This is a genomic window from Streptomyces aurantiacus (genome assembly GCF_001418335.1).
Lineage (GTDB): Bacteria > Actinomycetota > Actinomycetes > Streptomycetales > Streptomycetaceae > Streptomyces > Streptomyces aurantiacus.
The window spans coordinates 1-3,348 of record NZ_LIPP01000425.1 but is presented as its reverse complement, the minus strand read 5'-3'; the positions used below and the strand labels follow the sequence as shown (position 1 = coordinate 3,348).

Below are 3,348 nucleotides of genomic sequence, written 5' to 3'. Positions count from 1 at the left end.
GGTCGACGGTGCGGGGGGTGGGCTCGGTGGGGAACCAGCGCCGCCAGTCGATCCGGGCGCCTGCGGTGAATGCGTGGGCGGCGGCGTGGGTGAGCTGGGTGGTGTCGCCGTGGTCGCGGCGCAGGGTCGGGACGACGGTGGCGGACACATCGGCCTGCTCGATGGTCTCTTCCATGGCCAGGCTGAGAACGGGATGGGGGCTGGCTTCGATGAACAGGCGGTAGCCGTCGGCCAGGAGTGCTTCGACGGTGTCGGCGAAGCGGACTTGCTGTCGGAGGTTGGTCACCCAGTAGCCGGTGTCCAGGACGGTGGTGTCCGCCAGCCGTTCGGCAGTCACCGTCGAGTAGAACGCCACGTCGGTGGTCGTGGGCCGGATGGTGTGGAGCCGCTCGGTGAGCTCATCGCGGAGCTGGTCGATCTGCGGGTTGTGGGAGGCGTAACCGACATCGATGACACGAGCCCGCAGGCCTTGTGCCTCGGCCTCGGCGACCACGGCCGCTACGTGCTCGGGCGGACCCGAGATGACGGTGGATGCGGGTCCGTTGACGGCAGCGACGGACACGCCCGGCCGGTCCCCGATGAGACCGGCCGCCTCTTCGGCCCCGGTGCTCAGGGAGGCCATGTCACCGTGCCCCTGAAGCCGGCGCAGCGCATCACCACGTACCGCTACGATCCGTGCCGCGTCCTCCAGGGACAGTGCGCCCGCGACACACGCGGCGGCCATCTCGCCCTGGGAGTGGCCGATCACAGCGGCGGGGGTGATGCCGTGGTCGGCCCAGACGGCGGCCAGCGACACCATCACCGCCCACAGCACCGGCTGGACCATCTCCACCCGGGACAACTCCGTACCGTCCCCGCGCAAGACTCTGGTCAGCGACCAGTCCACATACGGGGCCAGGGCCTGCTCGCACTCGGCGATCCGAGCCGCGAACACCGGCGACTCGTCGAGAAGTTGGGCGCCCATGCCCACCCACTGCGAGCCCTGCCCCGGGAACACCAGCACCGGACCCGGACCGATGTCACCGGCAGCCCCCGACACCACATCAGGTGACACCTCACCCGCAGCCAGCGCGTCAAGGCCAGCAGTCAGAGCCTCACGGTCCCGGCCCACCACCACAGCCCGGTGCTCGAACACCGAGCGGCTCGTGGCGAGCGACCAGCCCACCTCCATGGGTGAGGCGTCGGTGCATTCCGTCGTGAATCCGCCCAGACGGCGAGCCTGTTCACGCAGCGCGTCGCCGGTCCGGCCGGAAACCATCCACGGCACCACCCCGCCCGAAGGCTCCGCCACCACCTCAGCCGGCGCGACCCGGTCCTCGACCGGCGCCTCCTCCAGGATCACGTGCGCGTTGGTCCCCGAGATACCGAAGGAGGACACGCCTGCCCTGCGCGGGCGTTCCCCGCGCGGCCAGGGAACCGGCTCAGTCAAGAGCCGTACCCCGCCGCCGTCCCACTGGACGTGCGGGGTCGGTGCGTCGACGTTCAGGGTGGCGGGCAGCAGTTCGTGCCGCAGCGCCATCACCATCTTGATGACGCCCGCCACACCTGCCGCAGCCTGCGTGTGACCGATGTTCGACTTCACCGAGCCGAGCCACAACGGCCGGTCGTCCTCGCGCTCCTTGCCGTACGTGGCGATGAGGGCCTCGGCCTCGATGGGATCACCGAGCCTGGTGCCGGTGCCGTGCGCCTCGACGACGTCGATCTCCGAGGTGGAGAGGTGAGCGCTGGAGAGCGCCTGGCGGATGACCCGGCGCTGCGAGGGCCCGTTCGGCGCGGTGAAGCCGTTGCTGGCGCCGTCCTGGTTGATGGCCGAACCCCGGATCACCGCAAGTACCTGGTGGCCGTTGCGGCGTGCGTCGGAGAGGCGCTCCAGGAGAATCAGTCCTGCGCCCTCGCCCCAGCCCGTGCCGTCGGCGGCAGCGGCGAACGGTTTGCAGCGGCCGTTCGGAGCCAGGCCGCGCTGGCGCGAGAAGCCGGTGAACACCTCAGGTGTGGACATGACGGTGACACCGCCCGCGAGGGCGAGGTCGCACTCGTCCTGGCGCAGGGCGTTGGCCGCCAGATGCATGGCCACCAGCGAGGAGGAGCACGCGGTCTCGACGGTGACCGCCGGGCCCTCCAGGCCGAGCGTGAAGGAGATACGGCCGGACAGAACGCTGGGCGCGGTGCCCGCGTACCCCTCGGTGGCTTTGCCTCCGGGGTCGCCCTGGGTCTGGTTGCCCGTGGTCGCGGCGCCGACGTAGACGCCTGTGGGGCTGCCCTTCAGCGAGGCCGGGTCGATACCCGCCCGTTCCAGGGCCTCCCACGACGTCTCCAGGAGCAGTCGCAGTTGCGGGCTGCTGGCCAGGGCCTCTCGCGGGCTGAAACCGAAGAACGCGGAGTCGAACTCGTCGGCGGCGCTGAGAAATCCGCCCTCCCGGACGTAGCAGGTTCCCGGGTGGTCCGGGTCCGGGTGGTACAGCGCTTCCAGGTCCCAGCCCCGGTCGGTGGGGAAGGGCTCGATGGCGCCGTCGCTCGCGGCCACCAGGTCCCACAGGCCTTCGGGCGTCTCGATGCCGCCGGGGAAACGACAGGCCATGCCGATGACGGCCACCGGCTCCTGCCGGCGTTCCTCCACCTCGCGCAGTCGCTGCCGGGTGTCGTGCAGCTCGGCGGCGACCCGCTTGAGGTAGTCGACCAGTTGCTCTTCACTCGCCATGAGAGTTCACCCAGCCTTCGGCGTGGTTGTCGCACCGTGCACGGTCGTTTCACACACCCAGTTCTTTGTCGATGAAGTCGAGGACCTGGTCGGTCGTGGCGACCTGGAGCTGTTCCTTCGCGGTGGTGGAGCCGGAGGATGCGCCGACCGCCTTCCACTTCGACAGGAGCGACTCAAGTCGGGCCGTCACCGCGTCGGCGTCGATGTGCTCGACGGGGGCGGAGGACAGGGCGTTCTCAAGCTGCGCCAGTTCGCGCAGGAGCGGGTCGGTGGCCTCCTGCCCGGCGGGCGTGCCGTCTTCGGGGGCGAGTTGACCTCCGAGGTGTTCGGCCAGGGCGTCGGCGTCCGGGTAGTCGAAGACGAGACCTGAGGGCAGGCGCAGGCCGGTGGCAGCGGACAGTGTGTTGCGCAGTTCGACCGCGGTGAGGGAGTCGAATCCGAGTTCCTTGAAGGTGCCGCCCGTCGTGAGGCTGTCGGTGTGGTGTCCGAGCACGTTGGCGGCCTGTTCCCTGATGAGCCTGACCAGCGTGTGGTGCCGGTCGGACGGTGGCAGGGCGGCCAGGCGGCCCGCCAGGTCGGCGGGGCGTGCGCCCGCCGAAGCGGTCGGCCTGCCGGTGGGGGTAGGGGTGGCCAGGCCGACCGCTTCGGCG

At 70.6% G+C, this 3,348-nt stretch carries 2 protein-coding genes; both read right to left on the bottom strand.

Going from position 1 to position 3,348, the window contains the following annotated elements; translation table 11 throughout:
• The coding region (locus AOK01_RS37605; RefSeq protein WP_157871654.1) for a type I polyketide synthase at positions 1 to 2,698 on the bottom strand (2,698 nt) is incomplete at its 3' end.
• Positions 2,699 to 2,747: 49 nt separating this feature from the next.
• Positions 2,748 to 3,348, bottom strand: a 601-nt coding sequence (locus AOK01_RS37600; protein WP_157871653.1) for a phosphopantetheine-binding protein, incomplete at its 5' end; no start/stop codon positions are given.